Below are 14965 nucleotides of genomic sequence, written 5' to 3'. Positions count from 1 at the left end.
GGGCAGGGCAGCGGAACGTATGCCGGCGTGCGTTACACGCTGCGCCGGATCGCCGACGTTTCGCGCGGCAGCGCTTCGCCGCGTTCGCCGCAACCGAGCAGGATGCCGGCCAGCAGCACGATCAGGTGCCCTTCGGCGAAATCCAGCAGCAGCGAATTCGCGAGGCTGCCGATCGCGAAGATCGCGAGCCACCCGAGCAGCAAGTGCTGCGAGCGCGGATCGAGCGTACGGCTGCCGCGCGCGATCTGCACGATCAGGTTGACGAACAGCAGCAGGCCGATCGTACCGAGCTGCACGGCCATCAGCAGGTATTCGTTGTGCGGGTTCGACGTGAGCTGCCCTTCGGCGGCCGTCTTGCCGGCCGTGAGCTTCTCGAATTCGGATTCGAGGCCGCCCGCACCGTAGCCGATCACCGGGCGCTGCCGATACAGCTCCAGCCCCTTCTTGTACCACTCGAGGCGCAGCCCGGTCGACGTGGCCGCATCGCTCTGCCGGTATTGCTGCACTTCCGTCACGACCTTCGTCAGCCGGCCGTTGTGGACCGTGCATGCAGCAACCACGAGCGCGACGCCCGCCAGGACGAGCACGCCGGCGGCAAGCCCCGCGCGCAGCGCGGACTGCCGGCGCAGCAACAGCACGAAACGCACCGCGACGACGAGGATCAGCAGCAGCGCGATGACCTGTCCCGTGCGTCCCTGCAGCATCACGAACACGTTGACGAGCGACCACGCGGCGACGGCCGCATAGGCGGCGCGCGACAGCGCCGTGCGGGCCGCGAGCGCGAGATCGGCCGCCTGGTAGAACAGCAGCGCGCCGAACATGCCGGCCGCGATGTGGTTCTTGAACACCCACGCGCGCGACAGCGGCAGTTGGGTCGCATACGCCGGCCCGATCGCGGTGAGCCCGAGATAGTTGGTCGTCGACAGCAGCAGGATCACGCACAGCGTGCCGAACCAGCAGCGCCGCACGATCGGCGCCCAGTTCGAATGACGGAACGCGAGCACGGCGAACGGCAGCAGCAGCAGCTTGTCGTACTTCGCGACCCAGTTCCACGCCTTGTTGTGCGGCGCGACCGTATAGGTGACGCTCGCGGCCAGGATCAGCAGCGCCGCGAGCGAAGCCGGGTCGGCGACGAACGAGCGCAGGTCGCGCCAGAACTCGGGGGAGATCACGAGCGCGGCGGCGAACAGCCCGCAGAACACGTTGGTCAGCGCGGTCGAAACGGGCACCATGCAGAGCGCGGCGACGGCGAATGCGCGGGCGGCGGTCAGGCGCCGCGTGGCGGGAGCGGAAAACGAAAGCATCGGAACCTGTCGTATGGACGAATGCGGCTTGCGGGCATCTGCGCCGCGTCGCTTATCCCGGCGAGAGACCCGGGACGAACGGCGCAGTATACGCGAAGCAGGGCAGGTTTCCGTGCGGTTTTCGGGGCGGGATCAGCTGAACGCGCGCTTGATCCGCGAGCGCAGCAGCGCGCGCTTGAGGCGGCCTTCCACCACCGGTGTATCGAGCGCGATCTGCGTGCCGAGCGGCTCGCCGCGATGCAGGTAGTAGCGGTCGAACGTCGCCTGCGTCATGCCCCATTTGTTCAGGAACTGGCGGCGGCCGTCGTTCTTGACGATCTTGCCGGTGCTCTTCTGCTGGAAGTGGTACACGAGGCTTTCGCCGACGCCGACGAAGATCCGGCAACCGGCGTCCCAGAATTTCATCGAGAAGTCGTTGTCGCTGCTCATGCCCGGCGACAGCTCGCTGCTGTAGCCGCCGATGCGGTTCCACCAGTCGCGGTGCACGAGCGTCGGCGGCCAGGTCGAGCCGAGCCAGTCGGCACGCACCAGCTTCGGAGTCGCGGCGACGAGGCCCGCCGCGTCGAACTGCTCGGCGTCGCGGCCGAAATTGCTGACGACCACGCACGGGTTGCGCGTGTCGACCGGCTCGACCATCGTGCCCGACAGCATGAACAGGTCGGTGGGCATCTGTTCGATGCGGCGCACGAGCGCCGTGTCCCAGCCCGGGCAGCAGAACATGTCGTCGTTCATGTAGACCACGTAGTCGCGCGTGGCGCGCGCGGCGGCCAGGTTGACCGCATGGCAGATGCCGATGTTGGTCGGCGACGCGGTGTGTTCGATCCCTTCGTTGCGCACCCAGTCGAGGGTGCCGTCCGAGCCGTCGTTCACGTGCACGATGATCTGGTGGTCGTACGCGGAATGCCGGCGCAGGCTGTCGACGACGAGCTTGAGGTACGGCAGGTTGTTCCAGGTCGGGATGATGATGGAGAACATGGCGGTCGGATTCGGTGGTCGTCGTGACGGGCGGCGCGCAGCGCGGCCGCTCGGGCGGGCACGCACGGTGCGCGCAACCCGGCATTGTAACGCCGCGCCGATCGCGCACCGGGCGGGTGCCTAGCGTGTCGGCTCGTGACCGAGCTTCAGGAAGCGGTAGTACACGGTTTCCGCGTTGAACACCGCGATCATGAAGCCCGCGCGGCCGTCGAGGAACCCGCGCCGCAGCACGTAGGTTCGCACGAACGCCCACGCGCCGCGGCCGAGCGCCTTGCCGAAGCCGCCGCGCTGGCCGGCCGCGCGGCGCTGGCGCGCGCCGGCCGTCGAATACGCGTCGAGCTTGCGCACGACCGTTTCGAAATCCTCGTACGAGTAGTGCATCAGCTTGCCGGTCAGGCGCTGCGCGGCGGTATCGAATACGAGGCGCTCGTGCACGAGATCGTCCGAGAACCGTGCGGCGCCGCGCCGGAACAGCCGCGGCACCCAGTCCGGATACCAGCCGCTGTGATGGATCCACTGGCCGCAGAAGCTCGACAGCCGGTCGAGCGCATAGACCTGCGCGGCCGGCGCGCGGATCGCGTCGCGGATCGACCGCGCGAGTTCCGGCGTGACGATTTCGTCGGTATCGAGCGACAGGATCCAGTCGGTGCCGAGCGCGTCGAGCGCGCGGTTCTTCTGCGGGCCGAAGCCCGGCCAGTCGCGCTCGACGATCACGCGCGCGCCGTGCGCCTGCGCGATCGCGACGGTATCGTCGGTGCTGCCGCCGTCGATCACGACGACGTCGTCGGCGAACGACAGCGCATCGAGACACTGCGCGAGCCGCGCGGATGCGTTGAGGGCGATGAGGGCGACGCCGAGGGAGGGTTCAGCCATGAAATCGTCGGAAAGGCGGAGAAAACGGTGAGCGGCAGTATACCTTCGGCCCGGCCGCGGCCCGCATCGGCGACGGGCGTGCCCGCGGGGGCGGTGCAGCTATAATGTTGAGCCCTTTCCGGCACCCGCCCGACGGGGCGCACACCCGGGCGGCCACGCGCCGGGCGCCGCATCGCGGCTCAAGAAGGATTGCCTTGGAAACCCAGAACACTCTTCGCAAACCGATGGACGGCACCGGCACGTCGCCGCTCACGGTCCTCAAGCGCCTGTGGCCGTACATCCGGCCGCTCGTCGGCATCGTGGTGCTCGCCGTGATGACGATGGGCGTCGTCGCGGCCACCGAAGCCGGCATTCCGGCGCTGCTCAAGCCGCTGCTCGACCACGGCTTCGGCTCGCACGGCAGCGACAGCGCGAAATGGTACGTGCCGATCGCGGTGATCGGCCTCGCGCTGGTGCGCGGCGTCTCGCAGTACACGTCGAATTACCTGCTCAACTACGTATCGAACCGCATCCTGCTGCAGCTGCGGCTCGAAATGTTCCAGCGGATGCTCCACACGGGCGCGTCGTTCTTCCAGCGCGAAACCGCGAGCACGGTAATCAACGCGATCGTGTTCGAGGTCAACCAGATCCTGTCGGTGCTGACGGGCGTGATGGTCACGCTCGTGCGCGACTCGCTGACGGTGATCTTCCTGCTCGGCTACCTGTTCTACCTGAACTGGCGGCTCACGCTGATCGTCGCGGTGATCCTGCCGGGCATCGGCTGGCTCGTCAGCAAGATCAACCGCCGGCTGCGCCGCCTGAACCGCGAGCACCAGACGCTGACCAACGAACTGTCGTACATCGTCGAGGAGACGGTCGGCGGCTACAAGGTCGTCAAGGTGCACAACGGCGAAGCGTACGAGATGGACCGCTTCACGACGATGAGCAAGCGCCTGCGCGGCTATGCGATGCGCATGACGATCTCGGGCGGCCTCGCGCAGCCGCTCACGCAGTTCCTCGCGTCGATCGCGCTCGCGGTCGTGATCACGATCGCGGTCGTGCAGTCGTCGAACGACCAGACGACGGTCGGCGGCTTCGTCGCGTTCGTCACGTCGATGCTGCTGGTGATCTCGCCGCTCAAGCACCTGATCGACGTCAACCAGCCGCTGCAGCGCGGGATGACGGCCGCCGAGCTGATCTTCGGGCTGATCGACGAGCCGGCCGAGCCGCAAGGCGGCGGGCGGCCGCTGTCGCACGCGCGCGGCGAGATCGAGTTCCGCTCCGTGTCGTTCGATTACGGCGCGGCCGAACGGCCGACGCTCGACCGCATCTCGTTCAAGGTCGCGCCGGGCGAAATGATCGCGCTCGCCGGCCCGTCCGGGAGCGGCAAGACGACGCTCGTGAACCTGCTGCCGCGCTTCTTCGACCCGACGGACGGCACGATCCTGGTCGACGGCGTGCCGGTTGCCGACTACGATCTTCACGCGCTGCGCAGCCAGATGGCGATGGTGAGCCAGGACGTCGTGCTGTTCAACGACACGATCGCCGCGAACGTCGCCTACGGGCAGACGCCCGACCGCGCGCGCGTGCAGGCCGCGCTCGAGGCCGCGAACCTCGCCGACGCGGTCGCCGCGATGCCCGACGGGCTCGATACGCTGGTGGGCGGCAACGGGATGCGGTTGTCCGGCGGCCAGCGCCAGCGGCTCGCGATTGCGCGCGCGATCTACAAGGACGCGCCGATCCTGATCCTCGACGAAGCGACGTCGGCGCTCGATTCGGAGTCGGAGCGCCACGTGCAGGCCGCGCTCGAGCGGCTGATGGAAGGCCGGACGACGCTGGTGATCGCGCACCGGCTGTCGACGATCGAGCGCGCGGACCGCATCCTCGTGCTCGAGTCCGGCAAGATCGTCGAGGAGGGCAGCCACGACGAACTGCTGCGCCACGGCGGCCTCTACGCGCACCTGCACCGGATCCAGTACCAGCAGCAGGCGGCGTGACGCGCGGTCATGCGGCCGGCCGTGTGCTAGTCTTCATCGGGCAAGCCCGGTCGTTTCTTGTTCGACGTGACACCACGGAGGGAAGGACAATGAAGAGGATGCACGGCACGATGCTGGCCGCACTGATCGCGGCCGGCTGCGCCGCCACCACGGCGATGGCGCAGGATCACGGCAACCACGGCAATCGCGATGACCACGGCGGCCCCGGCATGCATCGCGGGCATGGCCCGAAACATGTGCCGCCCGGCCACGCGATGCATCGCGACGACGTGCCGCCGCGCTGGGCCGACGGGCCGCGCCGCGACTGGCACAAGGGCGACCGGCTGCCGGACGAATTCCGCGATCGTCAATACGTGGTCGACGACTGGCGCGGCTATCACCTGAGCGCGCCGCCGCGCGGCTATCACTGGGTCGGCGTCGGCGGCGACTACCTGCTCGTGCAGATCGGCTCGGGCATCGTGCTGCGGGTCGGTCCGTAACCGCCCGGCCCGTCCCCGTCACCGTCACGCAGCGTTCCGATCGTTCATCCGGCTGCCGGGCGCGTTGCCCGGCGCCGCGTTACTTTGCCGCCGCGCGGCGGAACCAGCGCCGCTCGATGCTCGACATCGCCCAGCACACGCCCAGCGCGCACACCGTGCCGAGCGTCACTTCGCCGAACCGGATCAGCGGAACGTCCCACAGCGGGCCGTTGCCGGGGAACAGCAGCACGATCGTCGCGGTCACGCCGCCGAGCCGTGCCGCGCTGCCGATGTTCAGGCACCAGCAGCAGACGATCACGACCGCGACCGTGATCGCATACGCAACGAGGCGATCGCCGCCCAACGCCGCACCGGCGAAGCCGAGGACGCCGCCGACCATCGCACCGATGAACTGGTCGCGCGACAGCGACATCGTGTCCGAGTAGTTGTGCTGCGTGACGGCGATCGCGGTGATCGCCGCCCACACCGCCTGCTCGCTATGCACCGCGCGGCCGATCGCATACGCGAGGCACGCGCCGCACACGGCCTGCACCGCCATCAGCCCGCCTTGCGCGAGCCGCTCGCTGAATGACAGCCCCTTGAACAGATCGAAGATCGACTGCTGGATCTGCTGGCGGGCTTCGTTGAGTGTCCTGATCGTATCCATCGTGCATCGGCCAAGAAGCGGGTAGCGGCGGCGCGCCGCCGTCAATGCGCCTGTTCGGGCGAGGCGGGCGCCGGTTCGTCGGCTGTCGCGTCGCCGTTGTCGACGCGCGTTTCGGGCATCACGAGCCAGACCAGCAGCACCGCGAGCGCGCCTGCCGCGGCGAGCCCGAAGAAACTGACCGCGTTGCCGAAGTGATCGGCGACGTAGCCGGCCACGGCCGTGCTGAGCGTCGCGCCGATCCCGGCCGCGAGCCCGAACAGCCCGATACACAGGTTGTAGCGGCCCTTGCCGCCCGCGACGTCGGCCGCGATCAGCGGCAGCATCACGCCGAACACGGCCGCGCTGATGCCGTCGAGCATCTGCACCGGCACGAGCAGGTACGGGCTGCTGACGCCGGCGAACAGCAACGCGCGCACCGGCAGCGCGGAGAAGCCGAGCAGCAGGATCGGCCGGCGCCCCCAGCGCTGCGCGGAACGGCCGACCCACGGCGACAGCATCGCGACGATCGCCTGCGGCACGATGATGCACGCGGCGATCACGAGCTGCACGTTCTCGCCCATCCCGGCCGTGACTTCGCCGGCCGCGAGGTTCAGCATCGCGGCGTTCGACAGGTGGAACAGCACGACACAGGCCGCGAAGATCAGCATCCGGCGATCGCGCAGCAGTTCGAGCAGTGTTTCGCGCTCGCCGGCTTCGTCGACGTCGTCAGGCTTCGACGACTGCGGAATCACCTGGTGCGTCGGCTGGATCATCGCGAGCGCGAACAGCGCGGGCAGCGCCAGCACGGCGGTCAGCCAGAACACCGCGCGCGCGGAGAAGTATTCGCCGGTGAGCCCCATCAGGCCCGCCGCGACCGCGCTGCCGATCGACGCCCAGCGCGCGTTGCGGCCGAGCCGGTCGCCGAGGTCGGCGCGGCCGACGAGCGAGAACGAGATCGCGGCCATCGCCGGCACCAGCATGCAGCTCGCAAAACCGTGGAACACCTCGGCGGCGATTACCGGCACGATCGTCGGGCTCGACGCGAGCAGCACCGCGGACAGGATGATGGCCGCGATCGCCCACGCGGCCGCGCCCTTCTTGTTCTTCAGCGCATCGACGGCCGCGCCGCCCGGCACCTGGCTGACCATCGCACTGATCGTGCCGATCGACAGCACCATGCCGATCTCGCCCTGCGTCCACTTGTGCGACGCGAGGTAGGACGCGATGAACGGACCGAACCCGGTTTGAACGTTTGCAACGAAAAAGTTGAGCCAGTCGAGGGCCCGGAGACTGCGAACGCTGACGGAATGCTTGATCGTCATCGGGTGGCACTCGCAGACGAAGCCGGCACCGCTGCCGCCGGGGCAACGGGCGGGAAAACCGCGACGATCGGCTTGTCGGCCGCGTACGGCGGCGCTGCCTTGATCTGCGCGTCGTTCAGGTCGAGCTGCGGGTGCAGCGCCTTGTCGCGCGTGACGAAGCGCAGCGCGCCCCAGCTCGCGGCGATCGAACGGCGGTCGGTATTGACGAGCCCGCCGAGGTCGAGCACGACGGCCTGCGGTTGCGCGCCGCGGTCGATCAGCACGTCGACGATCCGGCCGATCTTCGTGCCGTTCGGGCGTTCGACGTCGCTGTCGAGCATCGGCAGCCGCGTCGCCGGCGACGCCGCAGCCGAGCCCGACAGCGGCACGGCCTTCGGCCGCGCGGCCGGCGGCAGGTCGCCCGACGGCACGTCGAGCACGATCGGCTCCTGTTTGCCGCCCGGCGTGAAGCGGAACACGTTCCACGGGAAGATGACCTTGCGGTCGCCGATCCCCATGAAGCCTTGCAGGTTGACGATCATCTCGCGCGGCTTGCCGCCCGCGTCGACCACCATGTCGACCGCGCGGCCGACCACCTTGCCGTTGCGGCGCGCGACTTCGCTGTCGAGCAGCGCATGGATCTGGGTGCGGTCGAGCGCGCGCGTCGCGACGAGCGGCGGGGGCGGAGGCGGCGGCGGGGTCGGCGATTCGGCGCGCTGCACGGGCTTCGGCCGCGCCACTTCGCGGTGCGGCTTCTTCGGCGCTTCCGGTTCCTCCGGTTGCGTCGGCGCGGGCACCGGCGGCATCGTCAGCGGCTCGCCGGCGGTTTCCTCGACAGGCTCGACGAGCGCCTCGCTGATCGGCGCGGGCGGGTTCTGAACCGGCAGCAGCCCGCAGCCGGACAGCAGCGCGGCGACGGCGACGATCAGGAAGACCGTCGAGGACGGCAACGACTTGCGGGATGCGGGAAACGGGAGTCCGCCGCTCATTGACACTCACTCCATGGGTCGGGGCGGCCCGAGGGCACGCGGCTGGCGATGGATGGCGGGTGCGGGCGGCGCACCACGCGAGGGTGAGAGTTTAACGTGTCTTGCTTTCAGGACCGATATCGATGGCGGGTTGCAGGCGGACCGTCGGGAAAAGGAAGGGATCGGAGGCCGTCGCGGGCGGCTCCGGCGACTGATCGACGACGATGCGGGCGCCGGCGCTGCTACCGTCGGTGCGTTGGCTCAACGCGCCGAGCTGCCGCACGCGGACAGCAACGAGAGCGCCGCAACGCCGGCGGCCATCATGATCATTCTGCAGAAACGACGTCGACCTGGCCCGCCGTGGTGGCGGGGCGCTGCCTGAAGGCAGCGTCAAACCGGGAGATCAGGCGTCCGGATACCACGCGTCGGCGAATTCGCTGACCTGGACGTCCTTCAGCTCCGGACGCGCGGCCAGCCACCCGCGCACGAGCTCGCGATCGGCGTCGGTCGTCGTGCCGCGCGGCGCGCCGGAGATCACGTACGCGCCGATGCCTTCGTCCGCGGACGCGACGGTCAGCAGCCCGTTCGCTTCGACGAAGTCGATGAACGCATCGATCAACTGGCCGCGCTCGAGGTCGGTCATGTCGTTGCGGTAATGCGCGGTGGCGTTGAACGAGAGTTCCTGGAATTCGCCGATGTGGAGTTTCTTGCGCTGGCGGCGGTTGTAGCGTGTGCTCATGGTGTGTGACGAGTGAACGAGAGGTGGGAAAGGATAGCGCGGCGGATGGCGCGCGCACCCTGTCGACGTGCGGCATGGGCGAGGCTGGAGGCGAAAGAGGGCGTATCGCGGGACCGTTCCCGAAACTGTTCTTAAACAATTGCGCGATGCGCCTTTCGCCGTGCGGCCTGGTCAAGCGGCCTATTACACGCTTGACCGAATGATACAGGGATGGCGAGCGTGTTCGGCTTTGCTAAGGTCTGCGGTCATTCGAACAACCACGAGGGCCGTATGTCGAACAATCGCTATGCGTACGAGGGGCGCGAGGATCTCACGCCGCGAGCAGTCATCATGTTCAGCACGGTGCGCCGGTGTAACGCCGTCGCCAAACCAGAAGCCAGGGTGTTCTGATCGTGCCGACCGATACGTGGGAAAAGCTGGCCTCATTTGCACGCGAAGAGCTTGGTCGACCGCTGTTCGGCGGTCAGTTGAGGATCGAACCATCGTCGCGCCTCGAAGAGGATCTGCGCGTGACGGGAGTCGACGCAGTCGAGTTCATCGACAAATGGGCAGAAACATTTGGTGTGCAGGCCTCCGAGTTTCCTTACGACCGCTATTTCGGTCCTGAGGGCCAAGACATGGTGACGACGTTTCTCGCGCTGTTTTCGGAGCGTTACCGTAAGCCGCCGCGCGTGCCACTTACGCTCGCCATGCTGGAAGAAGCGATGCGTCTCGGCCGATGGGATACCGAAGCGATCGAGCGCTTCGCCCGGGAAGCGCCCGACGACGAATAGCCATTCGGCGATGCATGCAGGTCGAGGTTGCGCGAAATCCGCGCTGCGCCGGGCACGCTTCGCACAACCTTGCACGAGCCCACCGTTACATCAGCACGATGTCGTACTGCTCCTGGCTCAGATTCGACTCGACCTGCAGCGACACCGGTTTGCCGATGAAGTCGATCAGCATTGCCAGATGCTGCGATTCTTCGTCGAGGAACAGGTCGATCACCTGCTGCGCGGCGATCACGCGAAACTCGCGCGGGTTGAATTGGCGCGATTCGCGCAGAATCTCGCGCAGGATGTCGTAGCACACGGTGCGCGACGTCTTCACCTGGCCCTTGCCCTGGCAGGTCGGGCACGGTTCGCACAGCACGTGCGCGAGCGATTCGCGCGTGCGCTTGCGCGTCATCTCGACGAGTCCGAGCTGCGAGAAGCTGTTGACCGTCACGCGCGTGCGGTCGCGCGACAGCGCCTTCTTCAGCTCGGACAGCACCGCGTCGCGATGCTCGGCGTTCTCCATGTCGATGAAGTCGATGATGATGATCCCGCCGAGGTTGCGCAGCCGCAGCTGCCGCGCGATCGTGTGCGCGGCCTCGAGGTTGGTCTTGAAGATCGTGTCGTCGAAGTTGCGCGCGCCGACATAGCCGCCCGTGTTCACGTCGATCGTCGTCATCGCCTCGGTCTGGTCGATCATCAGGTAACCGCCCGACTTCAGGTCGACGCGGCGCGACAGCGCGCGCTGGATCTCCGTCTCGATGTTGTACAGGTCGAACAGCGGCCGCTCGCCCGTGTAGTGATGCAGCTTCGGACTCACGGCCGGCGTGAACTCGCCCGCGAATTCCGACAGGCGCTGGTAGGTCTCGCGCGAATCGACCTGGATGCGCGTCGTGTCGTCGTTCGCGAAATCGCGCAGCACGCGCTGCGCGAGATCGAGATCCTGGTACAGCAGGCTCGTCGCCGGCAGCCGCTGCGCCTGCGCGACGATCGTCGCCCAGGTCTTGCGCAGGTACGCGACGTCGCCGGCCAGTTCGTCGGAGGTCGCATCCTCGGCGATCGTGCGCACGATGTAGCCGCCTTTCTCGTCCGGCGGGATCACGGCGGTCAGGCGCGCGCGCACGGCCTCGCGCTCGGCCTCGCTCTCGATCTTCTGCGAGATGCCGATATGCGGCTCCTGCGGCAGGTAGACGAGCGTGCGGCCCGCGATGCTGACCTGCGTCGACAGCCGCGCGCCTTTCGTGCCGATCGGATCCTTGATCACCTGCACCATCAGCGTCTGGCCTTCGAACACGATCTTCTCGATCGGCTGGTGCGGCGCGCCCGACTGCGGCTCGCCCGCGAGGCGCGGATGCCAGATGTCGGCGACGTGCAGGAACGCCGCGCGCTCGAGGCCGATGTCGATGAACGCCGACTGCATGCCGGGCAGCACGCGCACGACCTTGCCGAGATAGATGTTGCCGACCCGTCCGCGCGACAGCGTCCGCTCGACGTGAAGCTCCTGCACCGCACCTTGCTGGACGAGTGCGACGCGCGTTTCCTGCGGCGTTAGGTTGATCAGGATTTCTTCGTTCATGGTGCGGTTCAGAAGGCGACGCGTGCGGTACGCAGCAGCGCGGCAGTCTCAAAAAGGGGCAGACCCATGATACCTGAATGGGATCCGTCGATTCGCTCGATGAATTCGGCCGCGCGGCCCTGGATCGCGTACGCGCCGGCCTTGCCGAACGGCTCGCCGGTGTCGACGTAGCGCGCGAACGCGTCGCGCGATGCGTTTGAAAAGCGTACCGACGAGCGCGACAGCGCGGGCGGCAGCAGTTCGCCGTCGGCGCCGATCACGGCGACGGCGGTCAGGACTTCGTGTGCGCGGCCCGCGAGGCGGGTGAGCATCGCGAGCGCATCGTCGGCGTCGGCCGGCTTGCCGAGGATCGCGCCATCGATGGTCACCGTGGTGTCCGCAACGAGCACCGGCGCGGGCGGCTTGCCGCTCGCGATGAGGCGCGCACGCGCGGCCTCGGCCTTCGCGACGGTCACGCGCCGCACGTACGCGTCGGCGGCTTCGCCGGGCAGCTCGGCCTCGAGCGCCTCGGCGTCCTCGTCGGGGCGCGGCAGCAGCAGCTCGAAGCGTACGCCGATCTGCAGCAGCAGCTCCTGGCGGCGCGGGCTTTGCGAGGCGAGGTAAAGGATCGGGAAAAGCGCGGGGGACGTGCTGGACGGCATGGTGTCGTTATCTCGTTAGGCGCGCGTGGCGCGCGTCTCGAGGACGACACGTCATGCGCGGTGGTAGGGGTGATTCTGCGTGATGCTCCACGCCCGGTAAAGCTGTTCGGCGAGCAGCACGCGCACCATGCCGTGCGGCAGTGTCATGCTCGAAATGCGCAGCAGCACGTCGGCGCGCGCTTTCAGGTCCGGATCGAGCCCGTCAGCGCCGCCGATCACGAACGCGACGTCGCGGCCGTCCTGCTGCCAGCCGGGCAGCGCCTGCGCGAGCTGCATCGTGGTCCAGTCGCGGCCGCGCTCGTCGAGCGCGACGAGGCGCGCGCCCTTCGGCAGTGCGGCCTCGATCTTCTGCCGCTCGGCGGCCATCACGCTTTCGGCGCTGCGGCCGCCCGAACGCAGTTCAGGCTTGATTTCGCGCAGCTCGATGCGCAGTTCGGGCGGCATCCGCTTCGTGTATTCGTCGAAGCCGGATGCGATCCAGCCCGGCATCTTGTGGCCGACCGCGAGGATGAAAAGCTTCATCGGGACGACTCGCTGCGACTCAGCGGCGGCGGGCCGCCGTCTTGCGCGCCGGGCGTGCGGGCGCGGCTTCTTCCTCGTCGTCCTCGTCTTCGCTGGCCGTCGCGAAGCCGTTGCCCTTGCCGCCGCCGAGCTTCATCCGCACGGGCTTGTCGCCCCAGATTTCCTCGAGGTTGTAGTACTGGCGCAGCGCCGGTTGCAGGATGTGCACGACCGCGTCGCCGCAGTCGACCAGCACCCATTCGCCGGTGTCCTCGCCTTCGGAGCTGACGACGTCGCCGCCGGCTTCCTTGACCTTGTCGCGCACGTTCGACGCGAGCGCCTTGGTCTGTCGGTTGGAGGTGCCCGACGCGACGACCACGCGGTCGAACAGTTCGGTCAGGTGGCTGGTGTTGAACACCTTGATGTCTTGCGCCTTGACGTCTTCGAGGGCGTCGACGATCACGCGCTGCAGTTTGCGAATATCCATGGATTCAGGAATGGTAGAGGCGATGTTGAAGAATATAGGCCCATACGGCGGCCGGCACATGTTCGGCCGACGCGTCGGGCATTTGCGCATGGCGTGCGATGCATGCGCGCAGGTGCGCGCGGATGTCGGTCGCGGCGATGTCGAACGAAAGGGTCGTATCGATCAGCAGGTTGCCTGCCGGCGTGGCCTTGAGCACGTCGGCGCAGGCCTGCCGCGCGGCGATCTCCCGCGCGACGTCCGGCGGCGCCGCGCCGAGCTCGAAGCCCGGGCGCGTCGACACGCCGATGTGCGCGTAGTCGAACAGCGTGCGCCAGTCGCGCCACGTATCGAGGCGCACGAGCTGGTCGGCGCCGATCAGCAGCGACAGCGACGCATCCGGGCCGATCCGCTCGCGCCAGCGCGCGAGCGTCTCGACCGTGTAGGTCGGGCCGGTGTGCTCGATCTCGTCGGTGGCGACGGTCACGGTCACGCCCGGCAGCACGAGCGAATCCGCGGCCGCGCGCGTCATCGCGAGCCGGTGCTCGGCGGCCGACACGTCGCGCTTCTGGTACGGCTGTCCGGCGGGCAGCAGCACGAGTTCGGTCAGGTCGAGCAGCGCGGCGAACCGGCGCGCGAGCGCGAGATGACCGTCGTGGATCGGGTCGAAGGTGCCGCCCAGCAAGCCGATACGACGCGGCAGCGGGGCGGGGCGGGCGGTGGTGTCCAGAAACGCGTCCTTTCGTTGGGGCAGCGGCACGCGCGGGCTCAGACCCAGTCGCGCGGCACGAGGAAGTCGCTGTAAAGGCGCGCTTCCGGCGAACCCGGCTCGGGTTGCCAGTTGTAGCGCCAGTTCGCGACCGGCGGCATCGACATCAGGATCGACTCGGTCCGGCCGCCGCTTTGCAGGCCGAACAGCGTGCCGCGGTCGAACACGAGGTTGAATTCGACGTAGCGGCCGCGGCGGTAGGCCTGGAAGTCGCGTTCGCGCTCGCCGTACGGCAGTTCGGCGCGGCGCTCGACGATCGGCAGGTAAGCGTGCAGGAACGCATCGCCGACGCTTTGCATCATGTCAAACGAGCGTTCGAAACCGGGTTCCGAGAAATCGTCGAAGAAGATCCCGCCGATGCCGCGCGTTTCGTTGCGGTGCTTCAGGAAGAAATATTCGTCGCACCATTGCTTGAAGCGCGGGTAGAGCTCGGCGCCGAACGGGTCGAGCGCATCCTTGCAGGTCTGGTGGAAATGCCGCGCGTCGTCCTCGAAGCCGTAAACCGGTGTCAGATCCATGCCGCCGCCGAACCAGAACACGGGGTCTTCGCCCGGTTTCGTCGCGATCAGCATCCGCACGTTCATGTGCACGGTCGGGCAGTACGGATTGCGCGGGTGCAGCACGAGCGACACGCCGAGCGCCTCGAAGCCGCGGCCCGCGAGCTGCGGACGCGCCGCGCTGGCCGACGGCGGCAGCGCGTCGCCCGCGACGTCGGAAAAGCCGATTCCCGCGCGTTCGAACACGCGGCCGCCTTCGAGAATCCGCGTGCAGCCGCCGCCGCGCAGGCGTTCGGCCGGCCCGCGCTGCCACGTGTCGGTCGCGAGCGGCGTGCCGTCGAGCGCGCCGAGCGCGTCGGCGATGCGTGTCTGCAGGCCCTGGAGGTACGTGCGCACACGCGCCACGTCGTAGGTCGAATCGGTCATGTCTGGACTGGCTGCCCCCACCCGGAGCGGGGGCCGTAAAAAAAGCATCTGCCGGGCATTCTATCGAACCCCGGCAGACGGGTCGCCGCCGCGCGGGCGC

General features: G+C 68.3%; 18 protein-coding genes. 4 read left to right on the top strand and 14 right to left on the bottom strand.

Annotation, left to right across the window (positions count from 1 at the left end; translation table 11 throughout):
• Positions 1–32: 32 nt before the first annotated feature.
• From GJG85_RS12285 to GJG85_RS12275, 3 genes are all read right to left on the bottom strand, one after another.
• Positions 33–1304: an O-antigen ligase family protein gene (locus GJG85_RS12285; RefSeq protein WP_204383336.1), complete on the bottom strand. Its 1272-nt coding sequence runs from the start codon at positions 1302–1304 to the stop codon at positions 33–35.
• 132 nt (positions 1305–1436) lie between these two features.
• A complete protein-coding gene (locus GJG85_RS12280; protein WP_050016365.1) occupies positions 1437–2279 on the bottom strand; it encodes a glycosyltransferase in 843 nt (280 codons plus the stop codon).
• A gap of 120 nt (positions 2280–2399) precedes the next feature.
• Positions 2400–3152: a glycosyltransferase family 2 protein gene (locus GJG85_RS12275; protein WP_089488696.1), complete on the bottom strand. Its 753-nt coding sequence runs from the start codon at positions 3150–3152 to the stop codon at positions 2400–2402.
• 224 nt (positions 3153–3376) lie between these two features.
• Between GJG85_RS12275 and msbA the strand changes: the two genes are divergently transcribed.
• Together msbA and GJG85_RS12265 are read left to right on the top strand one after the other, a co-directional pair.
• On the top strand, positions 3377–5128 hold the full coding sequence (gene msbA / locus GJG85_RS12270) for a lipid A export permease/ATP-binding protein MsbA (protein WP_050016372.1): 1752 nt from the start codon (positions 3377–3379) through the stop codon (positions 5126–5128).
• 89 nt (positions 5129–5217) lie between these two features.
• A complete protein-coding gene (locus GJG85_RS12265; RefSeq protein ID WP_050016374.1) occupies positions 5218–5607 on the top strand; it encodes an RcnB family protein in 390 nt (129 codons plus the stop codon).
• A gap of 79 nt (positions 5608–5686) precedes the next feature.
• On the opposite strand, the gene GJG85_RS12260 is transcribed toward GJG85_RS12265, so the two are convergent.
• The 5 genes from GJG85_RS12260 to GJG85_RS12240 all read right to left on the bottom strand — a co-directional run bounded on the left by GJG85_RS12260 (position 5687) and on the right by GJG85_RS12240 (position 9240).
• Complete coding sequence (locus GJG85_RS12260) at positions 5687–6253, bottom strand: FUSC family protein (protein WP_124554881.1); 567 nt, start codon at positions 6251–6253, stop codon at positions 5687–5689.
• Positions 6254–6294: 41 nt separating this feature from the next.
• Complete coding sequence (locus GJG85_RS12255) at positions 6295–7554, bottom strand: MFS transporter (RefSeq protein WP_050016379.1); 1260 nt, start codon at positions 7552–7554, stop codon at positions 6295–6297.
• Entirely contained in the window at positions 7551–8522 is a 972-nt protein-coding gene (locus GJG85_RS12250; protein WP_124631395.1) for a PRC-barrel domain-containing protein, read from the bottom strand. Before GJG85_RS12250 ends, GJG85_RS12255 begins: the two co-directional genes overlap by 4 nt.
• A 91-nt stretch (positions 8523–8613) precedes the next feature.
• Complete coding sequence (locus GJG85_RS12245) at positions 8614–8766, bottom strand: hypothetical protein (RefSeq protein WP_160300526.1); 153 nt, start codon at positions 8764–8766, stop codon at positions 8614–8616.
• 138 nt (positions 8767–8904) lie between these two features.
• On the bottom strand, positions 8905–9240 hold the full coding sequence (locus GJG85_RS12240) for a 50S ribosome-binding protein YggL (RefSeq protein ID WP_050016383.1): 336 nt from the start codon (positions 9238–9240) through the stop codon (positions 8905–8907).
• A gap of 210 nt (positions 9241–9450) precedes the next feature.
• On the opposite strand from GJG85_RS12240, the gene GJG85_RS12235 reads away from it, so the two are divergent.
• Positions 9451–9630: a hypothetical protein gene (locus GJG85_RS12235; protein ID WP_050016386.1), complete on the top strand. Its 180-nt coding sequence runs from the start codon at positions 9451–9453 to the stop codon at positions 9628–9630.
• Positions 9631–9632: 2 nt separating this feature from the next.
• Positions 9633–10013 (top strand): DUF1493 family protein, encoded by a 381-nt coding sequence (locus GJG85_RS12230; protein WP_050016388.1) that lies wholly within the window; start codon positions 9633–9635, stop codon positions 10011–10013.
• Between the two features lie 85 nt (positions 10014–10098).
• Here GJG85_RS12230 and rng read toward each other — a convergent pair whose 3' ends face one another.
• The 6 genes from rng to hemF are packed head-to-tail and all read right to left on the bottom strand — an operon-like array spanning position 10099 to position 14865.
• Complete coding sequence (rng, locus tag GJG85_RS12225; protein WP_050016390.1) at positions 10099–11568, bottom strand: ribonuclease G; 1470 nt, start codon at positions 11566–11568, stop codon at positions 10099–10101.
• Between the two features lie 8 nt (positions 11569–11576).
• Entirely contained in the window at positions 11577–12209 is a 633-nt protein-coding gene (locus GJG85_RS12220; RefSeq protein ID WP_050016392.1) for a Maf family protein, read from the bottom strand.
• Positions 12210–12260: 51 nt separating this feature from the next.
• On the bottom strand, positions 12261–12731 hold the full coding sequence (gene rlmH / locus GJG85_RS12215) for a 23S rRNA (pseudouridine(1915)-N(3))-methyltransferase RlmH (protein ID WP_006478222.1): 471 nt from the start codon (positions 12729–12731) through the stop codon (positions 12261–12263).
• Between the two features lie 19 nt (positions 12732–12750).
• Entirely contained in the window at positions 12751–13197 is a 447-nt protein-coding gene (gene rsfS, locus GJG85_RS12210) for a ribosome silencing factor (protein WP_050016394.1), read from the bottom strand.
• A 4-nt stretch (positions 13198–13201) separates the two neighbouring features.
• Positions 13202–13927 carry a nicotinate-nucleotide adenylyltransferase gene (locus GJG85_RS12205; RefSeq protein WP_306427010.1) on the bottom strand — a complete coding sequence of 242 codons (726 nt, stop codon included), beginning with the start codon at positions 13925–13927 and terminating at the stop codon, positions 13202–13204.
• A 14-nt stretch (positions 13928–13941) separates the two neighbouring features.
• Positions 13942–14865, bottom strand: coding sequence for an oxygen-dependent coproporphyrinogen oxidase (hemF, locus tag GJG85_RS12200; protein ID WP_050016398.1), 924 nt, complete (start codon positions 14863–14865; stop codon positions 13942–13944).
• Between the last annotated feature and the right edge of the window lie 100 nt (positions 14866–14965).

Source organism: Burkholderia sp. MS389 (assembly GCF_016899425.1).
GTDB classification, from domain to species: Bacteria; Pseudomonadota; Gammaproteobacteria; order Burkholderiales; family Burkholderiaceae; genus Burkholderia; species Burkholderia sola.
Note: the sequence above shows the minus strand (reverse complement) of the source record. Positions and strands in the feature narration are given on the sequence as shown.

Bases quoted from the DNA above. Each gene is read 5' to 3' on its own strand.
- GJG85_RS12285 (WP_204383336.1), bottom strand. From the start codon at position 1,304: ATGCTTTCGTTTTCCGCTCCCGCCACGCGGCGCCTGACCGCCGCCCGC.
- GJG85_RS12280 (WP_050016365.1), bottom strand. From the start codon at position 2,279: ATGTTCTCCATCATCATCCCGACCTGGAACAACCTGCCGTACCTCAAG.
- GJG85_RS12275 (WP_089488696.1), bottom strand. From the start codon at position 3,152: ATGGCTGAACCCTCCCTCGGCGTCGCCCTCATCGCCCTCAACGCATCC.
- msbA (WP_050016372.1), top strand. From the start codon at position 3,377: ATGGACGGCACCGGCACGTCGCCGCTCACGGTCCTCAAGCGCCTGTGG.
- GJG85_RS12265 (WP_050016374.1), top strand. From the start codon at position 5,218: ATGAAGAGGATGCACGGCACGATGCTGGCCGCACTGATCGCGGCCGGC.
- GJG85_RS12260 (WP_124554881.1), bottom strand. From the start codon at position 6,253: ATGGATACGATCAGGACACTCAACGAAGCCCGCCAGCAGATCCAGCAG.
- GJG85_RS12255 (WP_050016379.1), bottom strand. From the start codon at position 7,554: ATGACGATCAAGCATTCCGTCAGCGTTCGCAGTCTCCGGGCCCTCGAC.
- GJG85_RS12250 (WP_124631395.1), bottom strand. From the start codon at position 8,522: ATGAGCGGCGGACTCCCGTTTCCCGCATCCCGCAAGTCGTTGCCGTCC.
- GJG85_RS12240 (WP_050016383.1), bottom strand. From the start codon at position 9,240: ATGAGCACACGCTACAACCGCCGCCAGCGCAAGAAACTCCACATCGGC.
- GJG85_RS12235 (WP_050016386.1), top strand. From the start codon at position 9,451: ATGGCGAGCGTGTTCGGCTTTGCTAAGGTCTGCGGTCATTCGAACAAC.
- rng (WP_050016390.1), bottom strand. From the start codon at position 11,568: ATGAACGAAGAAATCCTGATCAACCTAACGCCGCAGGAAACGCGCGTC.
- GJG85_RS12220 (WP_050016392.1), bottom strand. From the start codon at position 12,209: ATGCCGTCCAGCACGTCCCCCGCGCTTTTCCCGATCCTTTACCTCGCC.
- rlmH (WP_006478222.1), bottom strand. From the start codon at position 12,731: ATGAAGCTTTTCATCCTCGCGGTCGGCCACAAGATGCCGGGCTGGATC.
- rsfS (WP_050016394.1), bottom strand. From the start codon at position 13,197: ATGGATATTCGCAAACTGCAGCGCGTGATCGTCGACGCCCTCGAAGAC.
- hemF (WP_050016398.1), bottom strand. From the start codon at position 14,865: ATGACCGATTCGACCTACGACGTGGCGCGTGTGCGCACGTACCTCCAG.